Consider the following 24,398-nt stretch of genomic DNA (forward strand, 5'->3'; position numbering starts at 1 on the left):
GTTTCTTATCCGATCTATAGGGAAGACCAATACCGAAGGAGTCGCAACCATGCTGCTACGACATATCCGGTATCTGCTGGCCGTAGCGGAGCATCGCAATTTCACGCGCGCCGCGCAGGCCCTGCACGTATCTCAGCCCACGCTCTCGCAGCAGATCCGACAACTCGAAGAAGCCCTCGGCGCTCTCTTGCTGGATCGGACTGGGCGTTCTATTCGCCTGACCGACGCAGGGGAGGCCTATGTCAGCCACGCGCGGCGTGCGCTGCAGCAACTCGAGTCCGGCAAGCGCGCCATTTCCGATGTTCAGGACCTCAGCCGCGGCGTTCTGCGCATCGCGGCAACCCCAACGTTCACCGCTTACTTCGTCGGACCGTTGATTGAGGCATTTAACCGTCTGCATCCGAAAATCATGCTGAGCTTCACGGAGATGCCGCAAGATCGGATGGAGGCCTTGCTGTCCGACGACGCGCTGGACGTCGGAATCGCATTCGACACGGTCTCGAATGAGGAAATCGAGCCGCAGGTACTTTTCGTCGAGGAACTGGCGCTGATGATCGGCAAGGCGCATCCCCGAGCAAGAGGGCAGCTTGGCATGACGCTCAACGAACTCAAGGAGGAGCCGCTGATCTTGTTGAACGGAGAATTCGCGACGCGCCGATACATCGACCGTTATTTCCGCGAGAACGGCGTGGCGCCGCGGCTTGCAATGGAAGTCAATTCGATCAGCGCCGCGATTGAAGTCGTCAGCCGCAGTGCACTTGCGACGCTGCTTCCAGCCGCAATCACGCGTGAGCATCGCGAGCTGTGCAGCGTCCAGCTTGAGCCGGCACTGCCGCAGCGGACGGCCGCGCTGCTGCTTCGCAAGAGTGGGTACAGGAGCGCGGCGACACGGGCTTTCGTGGCTTTATCGGTGCTGCAAAGCGATGCCGAGCGTGCCGCTGGGAAGCGGGTCAAGCGGAGCAAACGTCCTATTACCGAGTGACGGTCTTGCATCTTCCGGCGGTTGGTTCGACGTTTGGCGACAATGCGACGAAGGTGTCAGGCGGACTCGAACGCCGACGATTAACAAATGCTTTAAGCAAACTGCTTTTCGCATACAATCTTCCGAATGTATGTATCGAGAGCGATGATGATCAAGCGGTGGGTTCCGGATATCAAAGCGCGTAAGGGTCCAATCTATCAGCGCATTGCCGATGCGATGGCCGCCGACATCTCGCATGGAACTCTAAATCGGGGCGACCGGCTTCCACCTCAACGTGCTCTGGCCGCGGCGATCGGCGTCGATTTTTCGACCATCAGCCGCGCCTATGCGGAGGCGCAGCGGCGCGGCCTTATCGATGCGCGAGTCGGCAGGGGCACATTTGTCCGTCATTTGCGCGACCGAGCGCCCACGCCGTCGTCCAATGCATCGACGGATTTCATGGTGAACTCGCCGCCCAATGTTTTCGAGGGCGAGGCGGGTAATACTCTCTGGAACGAGGTGTCAAGGGCAACGGTCGCACTCGATGCCAAGGCATTCATGCGGTATCAGCCACCGGCGGGAACGATCCACGACCGCGACGTGGGCGCGCAATGGCTGCGCCAGCGCCTGAGCGCGGTCTCGGCGGAGCAGGTGCTTGTCTGTCCAGGAACGCAATCCGCATTGCTCGTGGTCATCATGATGCTTGCTGCAAAGGACGACGTCCTGTGCGTCGAAAACCTCACTTATCCTGGCATCATTCTCATCGCGCGCTATCTTGGGATCCGCCTGGTAGGTGTCGAAATGGACGATCAGGGCGCTATTCCGGAATCTCTGGACAAGGTGTGCAAGGAACATCGGGTGAAGGCGTTCTATTGTATGCCGACCTTGCACAATCCCACCACGCGGAGCATGTCGCTGAAACGCAGGATGGCGATTGCCAGCGTGCTGTCACGCCATCGCGTTTCGCTGATCGAGGATGACAACTATTGGCCGCTTCTCGCTGAGCGTGGCAACGAGTTGCCGCCGCTTTCGAGTTTCTTGCCCGACCAGTCTTTCTATCTTTCGGGGCTCTCCAAATGTCTCACGCCGGCGCTGCGAATTGCCTATCTGGCGACGCCGGAAAAGTCTTTCGCCGAGCGTGCTGCTGTCATTTTGCGCGCGACCGCGTCGATGGCGTCACCTCTGAGCGCTGCGTTAGCAACCCGATGGATCGAAGATGGCACCGCGTCAACCTTACTTGCCGCAATATGCCAAGAGGTCGCAGCGCGGCAGTCGTTGGCGCGGGACATTTTGCCCGAACGGACGAAACACACGGACCTGCGAGCGTTTCACACCTGGTTGGTACTGCCGAAAATCTGGACCCGAGCGGCTTTTGCCGAGCGGCTTCGAGCCGACGGCATCAACCTCGCCTTGAGCGATGCTTTTTGCGTCGGCGTAGCAGAGGAGGCCGTGCGCCTCTCATTGGGTGGGCCGCCCACCATCGGCGACCTGAAGTTCGGGCTCGAAAAGATCGCATCGCTGCTCCGCTCTGACCTATCTGAGCCCAGCGTGATCGTGTGAGCTCGGCGTGCTGCGAGTACGCCGGCCTCGCCGGATGCGCCAGTCGTTACCGAAGCAGTTCGGCTGCAGTCGTCCTTTTACTGGGACGAAGATGCCGAGCGGTCGCAGCGAGACCGATACCCCTTTGTTCGACCCGCTGCGATACGGCCGACACTGCCGCCGTATCGCCCCCCGGTCCAGTTCCGACCCGTTGCATGCTGTGACGGCAATGGACGTCTTCTCACTTTAGTTTAAAGCCGACCGCCCTCAGTGTTTGTGACCACTGGCCCGCACCCTTGGAAGGATTGCTATCCCTCAGCGGATTGCACGATTGCACTCATCATGGGCGATGCGACCTAATGAATCTAAGACGCATATCCGGAGGAGCGCCCGGTACACCGATCCCAAGATTCTGCGAACATGTTTCTCATAGCGTTCGTTCGCCAGCGTGGCTGCATACAATCGATTTAATGTCTGCATCTCGCAATCTGAAAGAGACAGGCGTCCTGGTCCATATCGCCGGGTGTGCTTTCTAATTATTATGAAACTGGTTGCCTAGCCGAAGCTTTGCCAGCATCATCACGTCATGCCATTGTATGTATCTTTGTATGCGTACAATTGACCAGTTAACCAAACAACCGACGCTGGATGGATGGGAGCGAGCAATGAGGGCTATAACGGGTTTTATTGGCGGTGCGTTGTCGCTGACGCTGGCGCTCGCGCCGATTGCGGGGCGGGCAGACGATGCGATCGTCAAGATCGGCTTTGCGGCGCCGCTTACCGGGCCGTCCGCGGCCGACGGCAAGGAAATGGAAAACGCCGCGCGGCTGGCGGTCGAAGATGCGAATTCACGCCATCCGACGCTCAAGGGAAAGGCGGTTCGATTCGAACTCGAACCGCAAGACGATCAAGGCGATCCTCGCATCGCTTCGCAGATTGCCCAGCGATTCGCCGACATCGGAGTGTCGGGCGTTGTAGGGCACTTCAATTCCACCTGTAGCATCGCCGCTGCGAGAACGTATTCGGCAGCCAACATTGCCCAGGTCAGTCCAAGTTCGACTAGCGCGTCCTATACGCAGCAGGGCTACAAGACGACCTTCAGGGTGGTGGGTCACGATGCCGTAGCCGGCGCGACGCTCGGCAACTATCTGGTCGATCAGCTGAAGGCCAAGCGAATCGCGATCATCGACGATCAGACTGACTTCGGGCGAGGCCTCGCCGACCGGGTCGAGGCGACCCTGCGCGAGCGCCACGCGAACGTTGTGGCGCATGAATATGTGACCGATAAGACCATCGACTTTAGCGCCGTGCTCACTAAGCTGCGCGCCAAGAACCCCGATGTCATTGTCTTCGGCGGCTTCGACGCGCAGGCGGCTCAGGTGGTAAGACGGATGCGCAGTTTGGGTCTGACGGCGACGCTCGTCGGCGAGGGGTTCAACAACGAGATCTTTCTTGACCTTGCCAAAGGCGAGGGAGAGGGTTCGCTGGCCGTTCAGCCCGGTATACCGTTTTCGCAGATGCCCGGAACGGACTTCGTCAATCGTTATCGCACGCGCTTCGGTACGAGTCTGAAAGGCTTCCAGGGGCCGTATGCCTACGACGCCGCGTCGGTGATCATCGAAGCGGTGCTTAAGGCTCAGTCGAAGGATCCGGCCAAAGTGCTGGCTGCTGTCGCCGACAGCAGCATCAAAGGCGCCACCGGACCTATCGCATTCGATGCACGCGGCGATCTGGCCAGCGCTCCATACACGCTCTACAAGCTAGAAGGAAAAGACTGGCGCGACATCGACGTGATCCGGGCGAAGCAATGACATGCAGGCTTAATGCGTTGGCAAGCGAAGTAAGGTCTCGCACGCGGGAGGGCTGAGACAGATGTCGGGCGAATCGAGGGTCGAGCAAAGCCGAGCGGTTTCGTTGGCATTCAGTGGGCTGGACAAAGTGTTCCTGCGCACGCGATTCGATGCCGCTGTAGCCGATGCCATCGCGACTGACCAGGCAGTCGCATCCGGCGCAAGCCTCCCGCTGAACGGACTGATTCTGGCCGTGAAGGCGTGCTTCGATGTCGCCGGATGGGTCACCGACGCGGCTTCGGCCGTTCTATCGGACCAGCCCGAAGCGACGCGCGATGCTCCGGTCGTTGCTGGGCTGCGCGCCGCCGGTGCAACACTGGTGGCGCACACTAACATGACCGAATTCGCCTTCGGCGCTCTTGGCATCAACAACACCACGGGCACGCCCGTTACTCCGCTCGATGCGCATGGAGAACGGGTTGCCGGCGGATCGACTTCCGGCGGCGCCGTTGCAGTTGCAAGAGGTTTTGCGGACATTGCGCTCGGTACCGACACGAGCGGTTCGATCAGGATTCCGGCGGCGTTTTGCGGGATCGTAGGCTTCAAGCCTTCGACGAATGTTATCTCGACGCAAGGGTGCATTCCGCTGTCGACCACCTTCGATGCGCCAGGCTTCATTGCCCGCGATGTAAGCACCATTGTCAGGGTGGTAGAGGCGTTGAAACTTTACAGGACACCCGTCGTGCGGGTTCGGCCGACGAGGCAGCTTGAAGGGATCCGGCTGGCTCTGCCCGTGGATTTCGCACTGACTGGTTGCGATCCGACTGTCGTCGCAGCGTTTGAAGCGTGTGTCAATCGCCTTGCCAGCCTTGGTGCTTCGATCGTTGAGACCGACTTCATGGACCTTAGAGCGCCGTCGCGTATTGCCGCCGAAAGCGGGATCATTGTGGCGGACGCCTTCGCATGGCACGAACCGTGGATTCGTACGCGACTGGCGCGTTACGACCCGCTCGTCGGGCCCAGGATATTGCGCGGTGAATCGATTCCGGCTTATCGATACCTGAAGGGCGCGGCAGCGCTCAAGCACGAAGCCAATGTGTTTGACGCAGAAATGGCGCGCTACGATGCTCTGTTGACCCCGACAGTGCCCATTGTTCCGCCTCGGATCGCAGACGTGACCGCGGACGAGATCGAGTATCTGCGTGTGAACGCGCTATCTTTCAGTCTCACCGAGCTGGCGAATCGCCTTGACGCGCCGAGCATCGCCATGCAGTTCGATCCGGCCAGGCCGCGACCGTTCGGGCTGATGCTCACTGGACGCCGCCATCGCGACATCGATCTGCTCTCCGTGGCGCGCCGAGTCGAGGCGGCGCTGTCGAAACCTTAATGCGAGATCCATCGAAGAGGAAACAGAAATGATTGTCAGAGACGTTGCATCGATCGTTGGAACGGCACGGCACGCCTCCGGAAAAGGGTGGGAGAGCAAGCGGCTCATCGTCGCGAGCGATGACGTGGGATTTTCGGTTCATGACACCACGGTCCTCGAAGGAACTGAGCTGGAATTGGAGTACAAGCATCACATCGAGGCTAACTACTGTTTCGCAGGAGTAGGAGAAGTCGTCAACCTCGCCACCGGCGACACGCACACCATTCAGGCCGGATCCATCTACGTCCTCGATAAGCACGACCGTCATAAAGTGCGCGCTGTCAAAGGCGATCTTCGTTTGGTCTGCGTTTTCAATCCGCCTCTCGTCGGTGATGAAACGCATCGCGATGACGGCAGTTACGCACCTTCGCGAGATCAGTAGCCCACCGCTGATCGACGCGGCTCATTAAGGCGGACGGGGCGCACTCATGTTCTTCGCAAACACCGACTACTTTTCTCCGACATATGCTGTCGCACGCGATAAGTTTCGCGCCGCGGCAAGCGGCGCGGGGGCGGATCTACACGTCTACGATTACGATCGCTCGCCCGGGATCGAGGAGGAGCGTCTGAGCATCGACGTCGCGTGTTTAGGAAGCGCAACGAGCCGGCACAAACTTGTGGTCATCAGCGGAACGCATGGAACTGAAGGCTACGCCGGCTCCGCGCTCCAGACCGCGTGGCTTCGGCTCTGTGCCTCGCGGCGAGAGCTCGACCACATTGGCGTGATTCTCGTCCACGCACTTAATCCCTATGGCTTCTCGTATGGCGTTCGGACCAACGAAGACGGCATCGACCTCAATCGTAATTTCGTGGACTTCTCGAGGGGCAGGCCGGAAAACCGGATCTACGACGAAGTGCATCGCTTCCTGAACGCGGACATTGCCGACGCGGATCGGTGTTCGCACGCCGAAGCAGGGCTCAGCGCCGCGCGCAACCGTCTCGGAGAGGACGCGCTTTTTGACGCGATCGCACGCGGCCAGTACGCGCACCCGGACGGCGTGTTCTTCGGAGGCACGCGGCGGACATGGGAAAACCATACGCTGCAAAGAATTGTGCAGGCGCATCTTCTACCGGCGGAGAAGGTGGCGGTAATCGACTGGCACACCGGCATCGGCGATTACGGCGAGGCATTTTTCCTGCCGTTCGCTGACGCCGAATCCGATGCATACCGGCGAACCACGCAATGGTGGGAGAAGGATGGCTTGCCTGCTGCGCGTCCGCATGGACGCAGCTGCCCCCGCTACCAGGGTCTGGTTTTTGACGGCATCCGGAAGCTTCTGCCGCATGCGGAAGTGGCAGGCGGCGTCATCGAGTGGGGCACGCGCGGCCGCGAGCCGGGCGAGCTGGCCATCCGGCAGGACCTATGGCTACGCCGGTTCGGCGATCGCTATCCGCGAGAGGCGGTCGTACAAGTGCGCGCAGACCTTCTCGACTCATTTGTTCCCACGTCCTATGTCTGGCGTAATTCGGTGCTTTCGTCGGGTACGGGGATCGTCGATAAGACCGTGGACGGACTAATCCAATGGTAAGTTCTTTTGACCAGGGATCGTTAGGTAAATGAAGACGCCATTCCGGTTTGACCACCTCGTCGTGGCAGTGCATTCCTTAGAGGCGGCTGTGTTGGACTATCGGCGACTGGGCTTCAACGTTTCTGCCGGTGGACGGCACACCCATGCGCCGACGCGCAATGCGCTCATTTATTTTCACGACGGCGCTTATATCGAGTTGATCGAATGGGTCAACCCCGCGAACGGCGAGAAATGGTACGAACGTCTGACGAGACGAGGCGAAGGCGTCATCGACTTCGCGCTCTGCCCTGCGGATTTCTCGATCGAAACGCAACGGTCGGACAGGCGCTACGACTTCTACAAGAACGCTTCTGCAGGCTCGCGCGTTCAGGCGGACGGCGCGGAGATGCACTGGCTACTTGGCTGGCCGACAGACGAGGCGCTTCCATTCCTCTGCGCCGATGTGACTGCGAGACACCTTCGCGTCCCTGAGGGAGACTGTCGTGTTCATTCGAATGGCACGCTAGGAATTCGCAGCGTTTCGGTTCAGGTGCTCAATCTCGACAAGGCGGTGCAACGTTACGAACGCTTGCTTCTGTCGACCGCTGAGCGCATTGATCTTCCCTGGCTGGAGGATGTAGGTCTCGAGGCCGCGTCTTTGATGGTCTGCACGACGCGGATTTTCCTTGTATCGCCGAGAACCCACAGCAAGGTGGACATCGCGCAAGCGCTGGCACGCGATCTGTCGACCTATGGCTCGAGAGTGTATCGAGTTGCACTAGCGCATGACCGGCAGAATGCTCCGCCGACAATGCCGCTCGATCTGACGCACGGCGCGCACCTGACGACGCCCGAAGCGGACGATGATATCGAATCGCAACTGCTTCCTCTTCGCGCCGCGCGCTGAATACCGCGGCAGACGTTCCGGCAAATCGCGGCGGCGGCGTCGGGGCGACAGCCTAGCGTCATAAGAGAATTGATATCGAGGGGAACAGATGAAAGCACTAGTCGTTTTCGCCCACCCGGAAGCACAATCGTTCAACGGGCAACTTAAGGAAACTATCGTCGCGGCGCTTCGCGAACAAGGAGCCGACGTTCAGGTTTCCGATCTGTACGCGATGGGCTTCGATCCGGCCGAAGGACCCACACATTTCGAGCATCGCGCGCGGCCTGATGTCTTCGATGTACAGACAGAACAGCGCCATGCCTTCGACGAGCAACTGATGAGTGAGGACATACGCGCGGAAATCGCCAAGCTGCTGGAAGCGGACCTCGTCGTCTTCCAGTTTCCGATCTGGTGGTTCTCGATGCCAGCGATGCTTAAGGGATGGCTGGATCGCGTATTCGTGTATGGGCTTTTCACGAGCAGGCGACGCTACGACGAGGGCTTCTTTGTCGGACACCGCGCGCTGGTATCCGTGACCGCGGGCGGCCCGGAGTCGACCTTCAGCCACAACGGACGCAACGGCGACCTCGATCTTATTCTCTGGCCGCTGCACTTCACATTGCACTACATGGGGTACACAGTGCTGCCATTTTTTGCGACCTTCGGGATCTCAGCGTCTATACGCTACGCGGGTATATCAGCCGATGCGCCGCGTCTCGAGCGCTACAAGGCGGATTTGCGGGCGCATATTGCGAAGATCGACCATATGACGCCGCTTCGGTTCAACGGCTGGCAAGACTGGGATGCGCTGGGTCAACTGAAGCCCGACGCGCCGAGCTTCAGTCCGTTCATGCGCCATGCTTTTTGATCTTGTGTGCGTAGGCTCCTAGTAACGTTGAAGTGGCTTGGACTTTTTGGCCGTATCTTGTCAGAGTCCAAGTTCGCCGAGACTGGCGGTGGTTGCCCGGATGCGTCCGTACGGTCAGAAAAATTCCGATCGCTTCCTTGATACGGAAGTCGTTAATCCGTCCTGTGAGCCGAACGTTCAGAACGGCGGACGGCCGACGAAAGGCGGATAGGGCAGGCTTCACTGTTACAGAGTCATTCGACGCTAAAGCAAATACAGCGATGCCATGCGGCCAAGTGCCAGCTCGGGGCAACAAGTGCGCAATCCATGGTGGTCTGTTGCAGTCACCGACCGGCACGTGGTGCGGCGGCCCAATCGAAGACATTGTATGCGCCTGCTTCAACGTGGTCGGCGAGGGCGCTCGCCAAGATCATCGCGTCGGAGTTGATCGGGCCTCCAACGCCCCTCCGAGATGGGCGGAAGACATCCGCGCCGCGCGTGACGGACTGGCCCGACAGAGAGCATATTCCGGCGCGCCGCGCTTTGCCTCTGCGCCATTTCTGATCCTCGTAATGACAAGCGGTAGAGTCATGCCACGACAGGGTCGCCGTTCGGGCGCTGAGCTCGGCGATGCGGATTCGAACGCAGTCATTCCTCGCCTGACTCTCGGCCGTTGGCGCGACCGCCTCTTTCCACCGCCTTGTCGCTTGAATGGTCCGTGACTTATAGCGCGGTGTCACCACGTTCAATCCCGCGCATTCGGGAAGCCGTCTTAACCGCTCGAGCGTGTCCTGCCAGACAAGAAAGTCGTTTTCTCGATCATTCATTCCTGACATCCCTCTGTGGCGACTGGTCAGCGTTTGATAGGAGCCGCTCCTCGCATGTTTTCACACACAAAAGCTGTCGGTCTTTCAATCCCGCGCGCTGCGTGGGGCATGAATTTCAAAAAAAGAAGAGCGGCCGCGGACATCTACAAGCGTCGTTCTCACATCGTGGGCAAACCGAACATCAGTCGAGGGGACCGACCGGCTGGTCACGGTGCTTCGACTTGGGCAGCGGAAGCGGCGCTCAGTCGCCATCGTTGCGGCGTCATGCCGGTCACTTTCCGAAACACGGTCGTGAAGTGTGCTTGCGAATTGAAGCCGACAGATATCGCGATTTGAGCGATGGGCATACGATTTTCCGCCAGCAGGCCCTTGGCGGTTTCCAGTCGCATGACAGTGAGGTATGTGTGAGGGCTTAGTCCTGTCAAGCGCTTGAACTGCGACGCGAAATGCATTCGGCTGAGGCCGGCGAGGTCAGCGATGTCACTGAGCGTCACCCGCTCGCCTAATCGGCTCTCCATATACGCGATCGTCCGTTCGAGCCACCACGGAGGCAGCGCTTGCCTCGGCTTGTCGTCAAGCTGCGACCCATTCTCCATCGCGCGGGTGAGAATGGCCATCGCGAGACTGTTAGAAAAAGCGTGTGCGTACGGGTTCCTGAGAGCCTCGGTCTCAAGCAGCATGCACGCGAGCTTGCCCATCATCGTATCGGCCGCAAAACCCGGATCCACAAGCCGATAATCCGGCGCAGCCGCCTTTCCGTGCAACTGGAGATGCACCGAAGCAACCACCGACCGAGGCACAAACACGTGAATAGCTTCGGCACTCCGGGTGAAGCTTGCCTCTAGCTGATCCTCCGGCGCGGTTACTTGCGTGGCGCCAAACGCAACGGGGCCATTACGCAGGTTTCTTCCGTTTTTGGAACACGTAATGGTGGTTGCCCGCAGCAGCACTTCAATGATGTAGTGCGAGCTCTGAGTCGGGGCGGAATACCGACGTTCGACGTGCGTCTCGTCTTTCCAGTAAGCAATGTTTATTCGATCGCCGCGGTGATCCATCGACGCTGCGATGGATCTCCACGAAACCTCCTTGATCAGGACGGGCAATTCGAAGTGTGGCGAAAGAAAATCATAAGCGGCAGCACGGTCAACCAACACAGGATCAGTCGTAGTCACCATCGAGCGCGTAGTAGCTGAAGCAATGTTTCAATCGGCACTTGCGGACTATTCCGGCGAGAGCCGGATTGATTCCCTGCGAACCACAACGTCAGTCGGCGACGATGGCCAGGACTGGAAGTGCCACCCGAAGTCCGAGGAGCCAAGCTTTCAGCGAATCAACGCCGCCTGGCTCGCTCGATGATTGCAGCGAACGCATCGTCCAGACAAGCCGCGGCCGAAGACCGGCGGCGATCAACGTCCGGTTGATACTTACATTACTTGCGTTCGCAGAATAATGCAAACAATTTGATTCTATGCTGCATTGAGTGCATACATTTCGACGCTGATCACATATTCGTCTGCATCGCGCTAACAGGCCGGCCACCGCAGCCCGGCGAAATCGCACGGAGATGTGGGTGGGCTTGAATCGCGGGCTTAACGGACGCCCAGCAGTGCCTTCGGTTCGAGGAACGCTTCGATGCCGAACGTGCCGTATTCGCGGCCGATGCCCGATTGCTTGAATCCGCCGAACGGCGCAGCAGGTTCATGCGCGAGCGTGTTGACGAGCACGCGCCCCGCGTCGATGCGCGACGCCACTGCGTTCGCTCGCGCGGCGTCCGATGAAGCGATGTACGCCTGCAAACCATAAGGCGTATCGTTGGCGATCGCGATGGCATCTTCGATATCGCCGTACGCGATGATCGACAGCACAGGCCCGAAGATTTCCTCTCGCGCAATGGTCATGTCGTTGGTCACGTCGCTGAAGAGCGTCGGACGCACGAACCAGCCCGCGCCGACGTGATCCGGACGCCCCTCGCCACCCGCGATCAGTCGCGCGCCCTCATCGATGCCAATACGGATATAACGCTGCACGCGCTCCCATTGCTTGCGGCTCACCATCGGGCCGATGCTCGTATGCGGATCGCGCGGATCGCCCGAGAGAATCTTCTCGATGGCGCTCACGATTTTCTCTTCGAACTCCGCGAGCCGCGCACGCGGCACCAGAACGCGCGTGCCCGCGATGCATGCCTGACCGCTGTTCATGAAGCCAGCATCGAGCGCGAGCGGCACGGCTTCGTCGAAGTTCGCATCGTCGAGCACGATCGTCGGCGACTTGCCGCCGAGTTCGAGCGTCACGCGCTTGAGCGTATCGGCGGCTGTGCGCAGGATCGTCTTGCCGACGACCGTCGATCCCGTGAACGACAGCTTCGCGACATCGGGATGCGCGCTGATCTCCGCGCCCACAATATCGCCTCGGCCCGTGACGATGTTGAACACGCCTGCCGGAAGTCCCGCCTCATGCAGCGCTTCGGTGACGACGCGCGTTTGCATCGCGCTCATTTCGCTCGGTTTGATGACCGCCGTGCAACCCGCCGCGAGCGCCGCCGCCAGCTTGCCGCAGATAAAGCCGGCGTTGCTATTCCACGGCGTGATCAGCCCGGCAACGCCGAGCGGTTGCATCACCACTTTTGCCGTACCCGCGTCACGCAGGAACGCATAGTCTTCGAGCACCTTCGCCGCTTCCAGCAGCACGTTGCTCGCGTGTCGCGCCATCCAGCGGCCGCGCGAAACCGGTGCGCCGTATTCTTCGACGATGGCCTCGAAAAGCTCATCCTCTTTCGCGATGACGGCGGCGTGCATGCGCTTCAGCATGTCGATACGTTCGCGCTTGTCCGTCCGCGAGAATGCGGGAAATGCGCGCTTCGCCGCCGCAATTGCATTGCGCGCATCGTCCTTGTCTGCGAGGCGCACGCGGCCGATAACTTTTTCTGTCGCGGGATTGAAGAGTTCGAAAAGCTCGTTGCCGTGCGGCGTGACAAACGCGCCGCCGATATAAATCTGGTCGATGTCATGCATGATGAATTCGCTCGGTCGATGTATTGAGCAAAAGATAAGGCGTTTGCATTGATTCGACTAGACGTACAATCCGGCATGACCTATTGAACGATTTAGCATAATGAAAACATCGGGGCTCACCGAACTCGAAGCGGTTCTTTCCGTCGCGCGGCATCGCAGCTTTCGCGCGGCGGCGAATGAACTGAGCGTATCGACGTCCGCGCTGAGTCATGCGATCGCCGCGCTGGAGGCTCGCATCGGCGTGCGGCTCTTCAATCGCACGACCCGAAGCGTGTCGCTTTCCGAGGCCGGCGCGCAATTCGTGCAGAACATCGCGCCCGCGCTTTCGACGATTCGCGACGCGCTCGAACAGGCCGGCAGCTTTCGCGACACGCCATCGGGTACGTTGCGTATCAATACATCGGTGGGCGCGGCGCATCAGGCGATGCCGCTTTTCATCGCGTTCTTGAAGCGCTATCCGGACATGAAGCTCGATATCGTCACCGAAGGCCGGCTCATCGATGTCGTCGTCGAAGGTTTCGATGCGGGCATTCGTCTGCTGGAAACCGTACCGCAAGACATGATCGCGGTGCCGTTCGGCGATCGCCAGCGCTTCGCCGTCGTCGGCAGTCCCGCGTACTTCGAACAGCACAAGCCGCCACGCACGCCTGCCGACCTCGCGACGCATCGCTGCATTCGCAGCCGCATGCCGAGCGGGTCGATCTATCAATGGGAATTCGAGCGGCATGGCGAATCCATACGCATCGATGGCGACGGCGCGCTGACGCTCGACGAACGGCATGATGCTGACCGCCGCGCGCGCGGGGATCGGTCTCGCTTACCTGACCGAATGGAATGTCGCCGCGGATCTCGAAGCAGGCGCCCTCGTGCGCGTGCTCGAAGACTGGACGCCGCCGCTCGACGGACTATGCCTCTACTATCCCGGCCGTCGTCATGTGCCGGCGGGCTTGCGCGCATTGACGGACATGATCCGCGAATATGCCGACGCAAATCGAAAGCACCCGGCGCCGAAAAAGAAGCGTCGAAAGGTCAATTCAAAGACTTAACGCCGCCATCAGTTTCGGCGTTTTGAGCGTGAGGCGTGCGATCGTCGCTTGAAAGCGTCGTCGTCGACGAGCTCGGTCGTGAAGGCACGTGTCGGGACGCCGTTGACGGCGCGACGGGCGCGCAAGGCTTATCGGAGCATGTAGTCGCGTACTCGTGCCGACGCGTTGTTGTGGGCCGTTATCCCGATGATCCCGGCAGCGCAGCAGGTCCCGATCGAATTACAGAACAGAAAGGACGACCTGTAGATCGCAGGCACGGCGAGCAGTCGCTTGGGAACGTCTGGCGATATGCGTTCGGCACTATGTACCTCGCAAACGATGGAGCCGATGAGTGACCCCCCGCCGAACTCGCCGTCAATCGCGGCGCGACCGCGTGGAACGCACGCGTCACGAGCATGTGGTGTCCATTCCCACCGTAAATAGTCATCCGTGCGCGTCCTTCACCATCAAGATATCGCACTCCCAGCGCCGCATGTTGATCATACATTCAAGATTGATCAACGCCGAGAAGCGCCATATAGTCGTCTCAACAGCACTATAAAAGACTAAGCCAGTGGAGACGAGAACGTGAGCGACAACCCTGAAATCGGACAGTCCATCCTCGCGCGAGAAATCCGGACGAATTATCATGACATTGGAACCGGCAAACCGGTTCTGCTGATCCATGGCTCCGGACCCGGCGTCACCGCGTGGGCCAACTGGCGAGGCACCATCCCGGCGCTCGCCCAGTATGGCCGGGTGCTTGCGCCTGACATGGCCGGCTTCGGCTACACCGATCGGTTCGACGACGGCATTTACGGACTCGATCGATGGATCGACCATGTATTCGGTTTCCTCGATGCACTCGACATAGTGTCGGTCAGCGTCATCGGCAATTCGTTCGGCGGCGCGCTGGCGCTCGCCATGGCCGCGCGCCGGCCAAATCGGGTCGAACGGCTCGTACTCATGGGAAGCGTTGGTGTCTCGTTTCCGATCACCGAAGGTCTCGACGCCGTCTGGGGCTACACGCCTTCGCTCGAAAATATGCAACGCATCATGCAGTATTTCGCGTTCGATCAGTCCCGCCTCACCCCGGCGCTCGCCAGCATGCGATACGAGGCGAGCATTCGCCCCGGCTGCAGCGAAGCCTTCGCCCAGATGTTCCCGGCCCCTCGCCAGCGCTGGGTCGAAGCGATGGCGACGCCCGTTGCGGACATCCAGGCGCTTCCACATGAAACGCTTATCGTGCATGGCCGCGACGATCAGGTCATCCCGCCCGCCACTTCCCTCGCGTTACACGAGCACATTGAAAACTCGCAACTGCACATGTTCGGCCGCTGCGGTCACTGGACCCAGATCGAGCAGGCGGAGCGCTTCAACCGGCTTGTCGTCGAGTTTCTCTTCAACGAATCGAAAGATTCGTGACCCCTTATAAATTACCGGCTCCGCGCCGCGACCGCGGCCGGGACATGAGCAAGCCGACGACAGGAGACATCGTGATCGAATTGAAGGATGTGTCATACGTGCGTCTTGGCACGCGCGATCTTGAAAGCGCGACCCGTTACGCGACCGAGGTCTTGGGTCTTCAGATTGCACGGCGTGGAGAGAAGAACGTCTATCTGCGCTCGGATGACCGGGACCACACACTGGTGTTCTCGGAAGGGGATCCGGCTCGACAGGTCAGTGGTTTCGAGGTACCAACACCTGAAGCGCTCGATCATGCGGCTAAAGTGCTCGACGACGCGCGTATCGCGTTCACGCGCGGCAGCGCGGCCGAGGCGGAGCAGCGTTGCGTGCGTGACTTCATCAGCTTTGCGGATCCCAGTGGCAACCATATTGATCTGGTGGTGTCGCCACATCATCGTGGACAGCGCTACTATGGTACGCGCGACGCGGGTATCACCGGTTTCAGCCATATCGGCCTGTGCACCACGGACGCGAAGCGCGACGAGAAGTTCTGGACCGAGGTACTCGGCGCCCGCGTGAGCGATCGAATCGGCGATGCAGCCCTGCTGCGCATCGATCCTGTGCATCACAAGGTCGCGCTGTTGCCATCGCCGCACGCAGGCGTGCAGCACATTAATCACCAGGTGGAGAGCATCGACGACATCATGCGGGCCTGGTACATCCTGAAGGAGAAGAACATTCGAATTCGCTTCGGGCCGGGGCGACATCCGACCTCCGGCGCGATGTTCCTGTACTTCGAGGGACCCGACGGCATGGTCTACGAGTATTCGAGCGGCGTTCGCGTGTTCAGCGAGGAAGAGCATCTCACGCATCTTCCGCGACAGTTCCCGTTCGAGCCAAGTTCCTTCTGCATGTGGGGTTCGAAGCCCGAAGTGCTGGAGTTCGGCTCATGAGCGCGATCGAAGCGTCTCCTGCGCAGCAGGCGACCGTGCGAATGGCGGCACGCGCATTAGGGCGCGCGGGACTGGTCCATGCCTACGGGCACTGCAGTCTACGTCTGAATCACGACTATCTGCTGGTGTGCGCGCCGATGCCGCCGGGATTAATCCAACGCGAGGCCGGCGTGGTCGTGCCGATCCGCGGCGAATTGCCCGATGGCGTGCTGGGCGAAGTCCGGATCCATCAACAAATCTATGCGAGAAGGGATGACGTGGGCGCCGTCGCGCGCAGCATGCCTCCTTCAGTTATGAGTCTCTCGACCGCCGGCATCACGCCGGTTCCGCGTCATGGGCCGGGCACCTATTTCGCGCCGTCTGCGCCGCTTTGGGACGACGTGCAGCTGGTTCGCTCCACGCCGCAGGCCGAAGGCGTGGCCCAAACCCTTGGCCACGCGCGGGCAGTCGTTATGCGCGGCAATGGTGCAGTCGTCGTGGGCGCCACCCTGGAAGAGGCGGTTGCCTTTACTTGGTTCCTCGAAGATGCTGCGCGGGTCGAATGCGCTGTTCGTGCAATGCGCCTTGAAAACGCGTCCGCGATGAGTGCGGAAGACGCGGCGCGACGTGCGACGACAGCGGGACGCGTCATCGAGCGAATGTGGGACTATCTCAGCGCCGGTGACCTCGAGCTCGACAGTTCGCAGCCCTAACCGACAATCAAGATCAGGAGAAGACATGGAGTCGATGCAGATCGGCACGGTTGCGCACGCGCTGTTCGATGCCCTTGAGGGTTGTGAGCCGATCGCGCCGCTCACGATGACCGAGCCTGGCATGACCATCGCCGATGCCTACGAGATTCAACGCCGCATGATCGCCACGCGACTCGCGAAGCGAGGCGAGCGCATCGTCGGCAAGAAGATCGGAATCACGAGCGAAGCCATAATGAACATGCTCGATGTTCGGGAGCCGGATTTCGGACAGCTCACCTCGGGCATGCAGTTCGCCAACGGCGCGACGATTCCGCTGTCGCAGTTCATTGCGCCGCGCGCCGAAGGGGAAATTGCGTTTCTGCTGGCAAAGGATTTGAGTGGGCCGGGGCTCACCGCGCAGGACGTGCTCGACGCAACGGAGTTGGTCATGCCTTGCTTCGAGATCGTCGACTCGCGCATCCGCGACTGGAAGATCCGCATTCAGGACACGGTCGCCGACAACGCCTCGTCGGGTGCCTTCGTGATCGGCGAGGGGCGGGCAGATCCGCGCGCTCTCGACCTCGCGGGAATCACGATGAGATTCTCGCGCAACGGCGAAACCGTCGGCACCGGCCAAGGTTCTGCCGCGCTGGGTCATCCGATCAATGCGGTCGTCTGGCTCGCCAATCAGCTCGGCGAGTTCGGGATGCCGTTGCGGGCGGGCGAGATCATCTTGTCCGGTGCGCTTTCGGCGATGGTGCCGGCGCGCGCGGGAGACCACATGCGTGTCGAGTTCGACGGTCTGGGTCACGCCGACGTCGCTTTCGCATGACGCGTGCTCATCACGCGTTCGAATCAAACAGGACCAGAGGAAACGACAATGGATTCGAAAGAGGCAAATAGGCCACTCAAGGCGGCGATCATCGGTTCCGGGAACATCGGTACCGATCTGCTGGTGAAGATATTGCGTCATGGGCGAAATGTGGAAGCCGCGATCATGGTCGGAATCGATGCAGCTTCTGATGGCCTTGCGAGAGCACGGCGGCTTGGCCTGCAAACTTGCGACAGTGGCGTGGACGGCTTGTTGTCGATGCCGGAGTTTGCCCATATCGACATGGTGTTCGATGCCACGTCCGCGGCGGCGCACGTACGCAACGACGCGTTACTGCGCGCTGCAAAACCTGGCATCCGCTTGATTGATCTCACGCCCGCCGCCATTGGACCGTACTGTGTGCCCGTGGTGAACCTGGACATGCATCGCGACGTCCACAACCTCAACATGGTGACGTGCGGCGGTCAGGCGACCATTCCGGTCGTCGCAGCGGTGTCGAGCGTCACGCGTGTTCATTACGCGGAGATTGTCGCGTCGATTTCGAGCCGTTCGGCGGGACCTGGAACGCGCGCTAACATCGACGAGTTCACCGAAACCACGTCGCGTGCGCTGGAAACGGTGGGCGGCGCTGCACGCGGCAAGGCGATCATCGTGCTCAACCCCGCCGAGCCACCCTTGCTCATGCGCGATACGGTCTTCACGCTTTCCGAAGACGCTGACGAAAGCGCCGTCGAAACGGCGATCGTGGACATGGTCGAGTCCGTTCGTGCGTACGTGCCCGGCTACCGGCTCAAGCAACGCGTGCAGTTCGAGCGGATTCCTTCTAGCCGTCCGGTCGAAGTGCCGGGGCTCGGTCTGCGCAGCGGGCTCAAGACCTCGGTATTTCTGGAGGTGGAAGGCGCGGCCCACTATCTCCCCGCCTACGCGGGCAATCTGGACATTATGACGTCGGCGGCGCTCGCGGCGGCCGAGGCCATCGCGGCGCGGCAGACCGCTTCGGGGCAAGGCGCGTTCGACGACACCTTCGCGGGGATCCAATGAAGCAGAAGCTCTATATCTCGGATGTCACATTGCGCGACGGCGCGCACGCGATTAGACATCGCTACAGCCTGGATCAGGTGCGGCGCATCGCGCGCGCGCTCGACGAAGCACGCGTCGATTCGATTGAGGTGGCTCACGGCGACGGCCTGCAAGGCTCGTCCTTCAACTATGGCTTCGGCGCGCACACCGATGCCGAATGGATCGCCGCTGTCGCCGAAGTCGTCCAACATGCGCGTGTGGCGACCCTGCTGCTTCCAGGGATCGGCACTGTGCATGATTTACGCGAGGCCTACGATGCGGGTGCGCGCGTGGTGCGCGTCGCCACGCATTGCACGGAGGCGGACGTGTCGAAACAGCATATCGAGGCGGCGCGCAACCTCGGCATGGATACGGTCGGTTTTCTGATGATGAGCCACATGGCGTCGCCGCAGGTACTCGCGGAGCAGGCGCGCCTGATGGAAGGCTACGGGGCAACCTGCGTCTACGTCGTGGATTCTGGCGGCGCACTGACGATGAACGACACGCGCGATCGCGTTCGCGCGCTCAAGGACGCGCTGCACGCCAATACCGAAACCGGCATCCACGCGCATCACAACCTGAGCCTCGGTGTCGCGAACTCGATCGTGGCCGTCGAGGAGGGATGCAACCGGGTCGATGCCAGTCTCGCGGGGATGGGTGCTGGCGCGGGCAACGCGCCGCTCGAAGTCTTCATCGCAGCGGCGAACCGGCTGGGCTGGCTGCATGACTGTGACCTGTATCAACTGATGGATGCCGCCGACGACATCGTGCGGCCTTTGCAGGAGCGGCCGGTGCGCGTGGATCGAGAGACCCTAGCGCTCGGTTACGCAGGCGTCTATTCGAGCTTCCTGCGGCACGCGGAACGCGCGGCGCAACACTACGGCCTCAAGACGGTGGACATTCTCGTCGAGTTGGGCCGGCGCCGCATGGTCGGTGGTCAGGAGGACATGATCGTCGATGCAGCGCTCGATCTGCTGTCGAAGTCCGCCGTCGACGCGAGCACACATTAACGCCGATTGAAGAATCAGCCGGAGGCAACATGGAACAAGGATGTACGCATTTCGAGGGCGGCAGTGCCGGAAGCCCCGTGCGTTTCGTGCGTAACGCGCAATCGGTCGATGCCGCGACGCTGCGCCAACTGGTGCAGCCCGGTCGCGTTCACTCGGCCGTCTATACCTCGCCCGATATCTTCGAGGCGGAAATCGAGCGCATCTTTCATGGTTCGTGGCTCTACGTGGGTCACGCCAGCGAAGTGCCGCAGAAAGGCGACTATCGGGTACGCCGTCTCGGACGCCAGCCGGTCATCATGGTGCGCGGTCATGACGACGTCGTACGTGTGCTGATGAACCGCTGTCGGCATCGCGGCGCGGCAGTGTGTGAGCAGGAAGCGGGACGCGAAAAGTTTTTTCGCTGCTGGTTCCACGGCTGGACCTACGACAATACCGGCAAGCTCATCAATGTGACGGACCCGGCCGGCTATGGCGACGACTTCCGCATGGAAGAGTATTCGCTTACCAGCGCGCCGCGCGTCGAGATTTATCGGGACTTCGTGTTCGCGTCGCTGTCGCCTAAGGTCGGCTCGCTTGCGGAGTATCTCGGCCCTGCTGCGCAGATGATCGACCTGTTGGTCGACGCGTCACCGACGCGCCGTATCAAGCTGTCGGCGGGCGTCCACAAGACTGTCTACAACGGCAACTGGAAGATGGTCGGCATGGACGGGTATCACCCGCATTACGTGCACGCGTCGGTCGTGTCGATGTGGCAGCGTCAGGCGGACAGCGGCATCGGCGCCACGCATCGTGCCGACCCGTTCGACGGCAAGGCGAAAACCTACACGCGCGATCTGGGGCACGGCCACGCCATGCTCGACATGCGCGAACACCGCGTCGAGCACTACGCCGACTATGAAACGTACCTCAAGGGCGTACAGGGCGGTGCGGAATATATCGAAGCGCTTGCAGCGCGCGACGGTGCCGAGCAATCGAAGCTGCTTGTTGCGATCGCCGGCGATCCGCATATCGGCGTGTTTCCGAACATGCAGATCATCAATAACCAGGTGCGCATCATGGTGCCGTTGGAACCGGGACGCACCGAGGTGCTGATGTTCCCCGTGCTGTTCGACGGCGTGGACGACGCCATCAACACAATGCGCCTGCGGCAGCACGAGTCCTTCTACGGCCCGGCGGGCGCAGGCTCGCCTGACGACGCTGAAATCTTCGAGCGGGCGCAGCGCGGGATGAACGCGCAGGTCAATCCGTGGATCGACATTTCCCGCGGCATGACTCGCGAGCAGGCCCATCCCGACGGAACCATCACCGGGCACATCTCGGATGAAGTACCGCAACGCGGCCAGATGCGCTACTGGCTGGAACTCATGACCGAGGGAGCCGAACTTGAATAACGCCGTTCATCCTCAATGGCTGTCGTCGGAGGCGGGTGTTTCGCCGATCGAGCAGGCTTCGCAGTTCCTCTATCACGAGGCCGCCTTGATGGACGCGCACCGCTTTGATGAGTGGCTCGCACTGTGGCACGCAGACGGCTTCTATTGGGTCCCGTGCAATACCGAAGATCTCGAACCGGACAAATCGATCTCGCTCATCTACGAAAGCCGACGGCAGCTCGACGATCGCGTCTATCGGCTCAAGGGCCGTCATGCTCACGCGCAGAGTCCGCGTTCGAGGTTGCTGCGCGTCGTGTCGAACGTGACCATCGAAAGCGCGAGCAAGGAGGCGTTGATCGTGCATTCAAACTTCGTGCTCGGCGAGGTACGCAGCGATCGTCAGGAGACCCTGTTCGGACGCTGCCGCCATGTGTTGGCACTCGACGAAGGCGCGATGCTGATTCGCGAGAAAAAGGTCTTTCTGCTGAACAACGACACGCCGATGAGCAACCTCACGTTCCTGATTTGAGGCCGACATGGACGCACACGCGATGGAAAGTGGAACATCGACCGATGCAAGCGAATTGACGCCGCTCTGCCAGCTCGACGACGTGACAGATGGCGACGGTCTTCAGATAAAGATCGGCGAGAGGATGCTCGCGGTATGGCGTGTGGACGATCTCGCCTTCGTCACGGACGACACCTGCACGCATGGCGATGCATCACTCGTACTGACCGGCATGCTCGACGGTTTCTCGATCGTTTGCGGCCTGCATCAAGGCGAGTTCGATATTCGCACGGGCGAAGTCCGCGCGGCACCGTGCAGCAAACCGATACGCAGTTACGCGGCCACGGTGCGCGAGGGCGTTGTGCTCGCGCGACTCGCCGAATGACGATGACTGAAAGGGCGCAGAAATGAACGAGACGACAACTCCTGGGACTTCGCTGCCGATAATCGCGGTGATGGTCGGCGACCCGGCAGGTATCGGTCCGGAGGTGGCGGTCAAGGCAGCGGTGGACGCGTCGGTGCGCGCGGTGTGTCGGCCGATGCTGATCGGCGATATCGGGTCGATCAGGGCTGCCGCGCGAGCGGTGCCTCTTGGCGACGAAACGGAAGTAATTCAGTCGTTCGAGGCGCGCGCCTTCGCGTCGGGGCGCATCGTCGTGCTGGATCCGCTCGATCTTGCGCCGCACGAGTATGCAACGGGCCAGCCTTCCGCCGCGGCGGGGCGAGCCGTCGTCCGCTGGATGACGCTCGCCGACCGGATCGCGCATAACGGACTGATCGGCGGATGGATCATGGGGCCAGTCGATTCGATGTCGCTCAAGCTCGCGGGCGAAGTTGCGAGCATCGACGATCTCCAGCCCGACCATACCTTCATGTTTCGCATGAGCGGCAAACTGCGCGTGGTGCCACTGACGGAGCACATCCCGCTGCGCGACGTGCCCGCCACGGTGACTTTCGATGCGGTATTGAACCTGGTCACGCTGGTGAATGAGCGTCTGAAGAACTGGGGAATCGAGACGCCGCGCATCGCGGTTGCGGGACTCAATCCGCACGCCATGTTTGAGGAGGAGGAGCGGATCATCAGCCCTGCGGTCGAACAGGCCAGAGCGCAGGGCATCGATGTGCGGGGTCCTGTTTCGCCCGACTCCGTATTTCGCCACGGACTCGACGGGCGCTATGACGTGGTTGTCAGCATGTATCACGATCAAGGGCAGATCGCGCTCAAGTCGGCGGCTTTCGAAGGGGCGTGCACGCTCTATCTGGGGGTTCCTTATGTGCGCGCGACCGTCCCTCATGGGACCGCCATGGATATCGCGGGAAAGAATCTGGCGCAGCATCGCAGCATGGCCGCGGCATTGAGGACTGCGGCGGCGCTCGCCGCTAAGCGTGGCTTCCTCAACGAACAATGACGAGTCGCCGATATGACGAACCACCAAACCGATCCGCTGTACTCGCGCGTGGTGATCGTCGGAGCGGGGCAAGCCGCTGCGGCGGTCGCTAGGACACTGCGTGCGGAAGGACATCAGGGCGGGATCATCATGCTAGGCGAGGAGCGCGTAGGGCCGTACGAGCGGCCACCCTTGTCAAAAGCATGGCTGAGCGCCGAGAACGTGCCGGAAGTTGCGGCTCTGCTTGATCGGTCGCAACCGGAGCAGTTTGACGTCGATTTACGCACCGGTACGCACGTGACCCGCATCGACCGTCCGTCGCGTACCGTGCACGTCGACGATGGAACGCAGATTCACTTCGATCGCCTCGTGATCGCAACCGGGGGCCGCGCGCGGCGGCTCGCGGTGCCTGGCGACGCGAGTGACGATATCGCCTATCTGCGCACCATCGACGACGCTTTGCATATCCGCCGCGGGTTGATAGCAGGCAAGCGGCTGCTGGTGATCGGAGGTGGATGGATCGGACTCGAAACCGCATGTAGCGCCCGAAAGCTCGGCGTCGACGTGGTCCTGGTCGAAGCGGCGCAGCGGTTATGCGAACGGACCGTGCCGTCGATCGTGGGTCAGCATCTGCTCGAGATTCAGCGCTCGCTTGGCGTCGACGTGCGCCTGGGTGCCGGCATCGAGCAACTGTCGAAGCTGCCCGGCGAACGTTATGCCGCTTCGCTATCGGGCGTTCGCGAGGAATTCGACCTCGTGGTCGCGGGCGTGGGCATGGAAGCGAACGATGAACTCGCGGCTGAAGCAGGCCTCCCTTGCGCGGGCGGCGTGCTGTGCGACGTCGAAGGCCGCACGGTCGATCCATATGTCTTCGCGTGCGGGGATGTGGCGTCGTTCGAGCATCCGTTCGGACCGGTCGGAATGCGGCGCCTGGAATCGTGGGACAACGCGGAGCAACAGGGCGCGGCATGTGCCAGGGCCATCCTCGGCAAGCAGGCGGTGGCGCATTCGCTGCCCTGGTTCTGGTCCGATCAGGGCGACGTGAATGTGCAGATCCTCGGGTTCCCGCATGCGACCGCCACACCGGTCGTGAGAGAAGGCGACGGCAAGGTGACGCTGGTCTGGCTGGAGGAGTGCGCAACCGACGAACCCGCGCGAATTGTCGCGGCGGTCTGCATCAACGCTGCGGCAGACATGCCGGTACTGCGCCGCATATGGCAGAAAGGCGTGCGTGTCGATCGAGAGACGCTCGCCGCGAAGGACGTAAGTCTCAAAAGCCTTCTGCAGCGGACGGTCGGCGGGGCAAAGAATGGAGGTGCGAATAATTAGAGGCGCCTGAGGCATCGGGCTTTTGCATTTACATCGACAGAGCACATCAGA

General features: G+C 61.0%; 22 protein-coding genes and 1 pseudogene. 20 read left to right on the forward strand and 3 right to left on the reverse strand.

Going from position 1 to position 24,398, the window contains the following annotated elements:
- Nucleotides 1–49: 49 nt before the first annotated feature.
- The 8 genes from cynR to NCT32_RS29985 all read left to right on the forward strand — a co-directional run bounded on the left by cynR (nt 50) and on the right by NCT32_RS29985 (nt 8,978).
- Nucleotides 50–982, forward strand: a complete 933-nt coding sequence (gene cynR, locus NCT32_RS29950; RefSeq protein WP_250490926.1) for a transcriptional regulator CynR — start codon at nt 50–52, stop codon at nt 980–982.
- Nucleotides 983–1,126: 144 nt separating this feature from the next.
- A complete protein-coding gene (locus NCT32_RS29955) occupies nt 1,127–2,521 on the forward strand; it encodes a PLP-dependent aminotransferase family protein (RefSeq protein WP_061119775.1) in 1,395 nt (464 codons plus the stop codon).
- A gap of 587 nt (nt 2,522–3,108) precedes the next feature.
- Nucleotides 3,109–4,311 carry a branched-chain amino acid ABC transporter substrate-binding protein gene (locus tag NCT32_RS29960; protein ID WP_250490927.1) on the forward strand — a complete coding sequence of 401 codons (1,203 nt, stop codon included), beginning with the start codon at nt 3,109–3,111 and terminating at the stop codon, nt 4,309–4,311.
- A 61-nt stretch (nt 4,312–4,372) separates the two neighbouring features.
- Nucleotides 4,373–5,677 (forward strand): amidase family protein, encoded by a 1,305-nt coding sequence (locus NCT32_RS29965; RefSeq protein WP_250490928.1) that lies wholly within the window; start codon nt 4,373–4,375, stop codon nt 5,675–5,677.
- A 28-nt stretch (nt 5,678–5,705) separates the two neighbouring features.
- Nucleotides 5,706–6,098: an ectoine synthase gene (locus NCT32_RS29970; RefSeq protein ID WP_061119778.1), complete on the forward strand. Its 393-nt coding sequence runs from the start codon at nt 5,706–5,708 to the stop codon at nt 6,096–6,098.
- A gap of 46 nt (nt 6,099–6,144) precedes the next feature.
- A complete protein-coding gene (locus NCT32_RS29975) occupies nt 6,145–7,245 on the forward strand; it encodes a DUF2817 domain-containing protein (RefSeq protein ID WP_250490929.1) in 1,101 nt (366 codons plus the stop codon).
- A gap of 28 nt (nt 7,246–7,273) precedes the next feature.
- Nucleotides 7,274–8,131: a VOC family protein gene (locus NCT32_RS29980; protein WP_086961325.1), complete on the forward strand. Its 858-nt coding sequence runs from the start codon at nt 7,274–7,276 to the stop codon at nt 8,129–8,131.
- A gap of 88 nt (nt 8,132–8,219) precedes the next feature.
- Nucleotides 8,220–8,978 (forward strand): NAD(P)H-dependent oxidoreductase, encoded by a 759-nt coding sequence (locus NCT32_RS29985; protein ID WP_250490930.1) that lies wholly within the window; start codon nt 8,220–8,222, stop codon nt 8,976–8,978.
- 323 nt (nt 8,979–9,301) lie between these two features.
- Here the strand turns inward: NCT32_RS29985 and NCT32_RS29990 are convergent, their stop codons facing one another.
- From NCT32_RS29990 to NCT32_RS30000, 3 genes are all read right to left on the reverse strand, one after another.
- Nucleotides 9,302–9,793, reverse strand: a complete 492-nt coding sequence (locus NCT32_RS29990; protein ID WP_311768201.1) for a DUF3331 domain-containing protein — start codon at nt 9,791–9,793, stop codon at nt 9,302–9,304.
- A gap of 197 nt (nt 9,794–9,990) precedes the next feature.
- Complete coding sequence (locus tag NCT32_RS29995; protein WP_250490932.1) at nt 9,991–10,959, reverse strand: AraC family transcriptional regulator; 969 nt, start codon at nt 10,957–10,959, stop codon at nt 9,991–9,993.
- A 414-nt stretch (nt 10,960–11,373) separates the two neighbouring features.
- Nucleotides 11,374–12,795: an aldehyde dehydrogenase family protein gene (locus NCT32_RS30000; RefSeq protein WP_250490933.1), complete on the reverse strand. Its 1,422-nt coding sequence runs from the start codon at nt 12,793–12,795 to the stop codon at nt 11,374–11,376.
- 100 nt (nt 12,796–12,895) lie between these two features.
- Here NCT32_RS30000 and NCT32_RS30005 point away from each other — a divergent pair.
- The 12 genes and pseudogenes from NCT32_RS30005 to NCT32_RS30060 all read left to right on the forward strand — a co-directional run bounded on the left by NCT32_RS30005 (nt 12,896) and on the right by NCT32_RS30060 (nt 24,347).
- Nucleotides 12,896–13,841, forward strand: a pseudogene (locus NCT32_RS30005) (LysR family transcriptional regulator).
- A gap of 567 nt (nt 13,842–14,408) precedes the next feature.
- Nucleotides 14,409–15,245 carry an alpha/beta fold hydrolase gene (locus NCT32_RS30010; protein WP_061119786.1) on the forward strand — a complete coding sequence of 279 codons (837 nt, stop codon included), beginning with the start codon at nt 14,409–14,411 and terminating at the stop codon, nt 15,243–15,245.
- A 44-nt stretch (nt 15,246–15,289) separates the two neighbouring features.
- Nucleotides 15,290–16,180 carry a VOC family protein gene (locus tag NCT32_RS30015; RefSeq protein WP_250478186.1) on the forward strand — a complete coding sequence of 297 codons (891 nt, stop codon included), beginning with the start codon at nt 15,290–15,292 and terminating at the stop codon, nt 16,178–16,180.
- On the forward strand, nt 16,177–16,872 hold the full coding sequence (locus NCT32_RS30020; RefSeq protein ID WP_061119787.1) for a class II aldolase/adducin family protein: 696 nt from the start codon (nt 16,177–16,179) through the stop codon (nt 16,870–16,872). Before NCT32_RS30015 ends, NCT32_RS30020 begins: the two co-directional genes overlap by 4 nt.
- Nucleotides 16,873–16,897: 25 nt before the next feature.
- Nucleotides 16,898–17,683: a fumarylacetoacetate hydrolase family protein gene (locus tag NCT32_RS30025; RefSeq protein ID WP_250490934.1), complete on the forward strand. Its 786-nt coding sequence runs from the start codon at nt 16,898–16,900 to the stop codon at nt 17,681–17,683.
- A 48-nt stretch (nt 17,684–17,731) separates the two neighbouring features.
- Nucleotides 17,732–18,724 (forward strand): acetaldehyde dehydrogenase (acetylating), encoded by a 993-nt coding sequence (locus NCT32_RS30030; protein WP_061119789.1) that lies wholly within the window; start codon nt 17,732–17,734, stop codon nt 18,722–18,724.
- Nucleotides 18,721–19,752, forward strand: coding sequence for a 4-hydroxy-2-oxovalerate aldolase (gene dmpG / locus NCT32_RS30035; protein WP_061119790.1), 1,032 nt, complete (start codon nt 18,721–18,723; stop codon nt 19,750–19,752). Before NCT32_RS30030 ends, dmpG begins: the two co-directional genes overlap by 4 nt.
- Before the next feature lie 29 nt (nt 19,753–19,781).
- Complete coding sequence (locus tag NCT32_RS30040) at nt 19,782–21,143, forward strand: aromatic ring-hydroxylating dioxygenase subunit alpha (protein WP_250478189.1); 1,362 nt, start codon at nt 19,782–19,784, stop codon at nt 21,141–21,143.
- Nucleotides 21,136–21,651, forward strand: coding sequence for an aromatic-ring-hydroxylating dioxygenase subunit beta (locus tag NCT32_RS30045; RefSeq protein ID WP_061119792.1), 516 nt, complete (start codon nt 21,136–21,138; stop codon nt 21,649–21,651). The genes NCT32_RS30040 and NCT32_RS30045 overlap by 8 nt, the downstream gene beginning before the upstream one ends.
- A 7-nt stretch (nt 21,652–21,658) precedes the next feature.
- On the forward strand, nt 21,659–22,015 hold the full coding sequence (locus NCT32_RS30050; protein ID WP_250478190.1) for a Rieske 2Fe-2S domain-containing protein: 357 nt from the start codon (nt 21,659–21,661) through the stop codon (nt 22,013–22,015).
- A 154-nt stretch (nt 22,016–22,169) separates the two neighbouring features.
- On the forward strand, nt 22,170–23,039 hold the full coding sequence (locus tag NCT32_RS30055) for a PdxA family protein (RefSeq protein WP_250490935.1): 870 nt from the start codon (nt 22,170–22,172) through the stop codon (nt 23,037–23,039).
- Between the two features lie 12 nt (nt 23,040–23,051).
- Nucleotides 23,052–24,347, forward strand: a complete 1,296-nt coding sequence (locus tag NCT32_RS30060) for an NAD(P)/FAD-dependent oxidoreductase (protein WP_250490936.1) — start codon at nt 23,052–23,054, stop codon at nt 24,345–24,347.
- The last annotated feature ends 51 nt before the right edge of the window (nt 24,348–24,398 follow it).

It is taken from the genome of Caballeronia sp. INML2 (assembly GCF_023631365.1).
GTDB lineage: Bacteria > Pseudomonadota > Gammaproteobacteria > Burkholderiales > Burkholderiaceae > Caballeronia > Caballeronia turbans.